The sequence below is a fragment of the Psychromonas aquatilis genome (assembly GCF_038155185.1).
GTDB classification, from domain to species: Bacteria; Pseudomonadota; Gammaproteobacteria; order Enterobacterales; family Psychromonadaceae; genus Psychromonas; species Psychromonas aquatilis.
In genome coordinates this window covers 1-210 of sequence record NZ_JBAKAZ010000450.1, presented here as the reverse complement: position 1 = coordinate 210, position 210 = coordinate 1, and the positions used below count along the sequence as shown (strand labels likewise).

Annotated in this window: 1 protein-coding gene; it reads right to left on the bottom strand. The window is 40.5% G+C overall.

Going from position 1 to position 210, the window contains the following annotated elements; genetic code table 11:
* Positions 1 to 176, bottom strand: a 176-nt coding sequence (locus V6256_RS16130) for a DoxX family membrane protein (protein ID WP_341599201.1), incomplete at its 3' end; no start/stop codon positions are given.
* Between the last annotated feature and the right edge of the window lie 34 nt (positions 177 to 210).

Sequence of the window (210 nt, the reverse complement as noted above, 5' to 3'; positions counted from 1 at the left end):
GGTTCTATACCATTGGACTCCATAAACTGGCCTGTTCCGGTTAAAGCATACCCGCCAAATAAACCATCTAGTGTTTGTGTACCGTGGGCGATAAAGATAATGGCAATCGGAATACGTAAAGCCAGTGCAGCATATCCAGCTTGTGAGCCTGTGATTTTGTTAAGTAAAGGTTTCATTTTTTGTCCTTATATAGGGTTTAGATAATCAAGA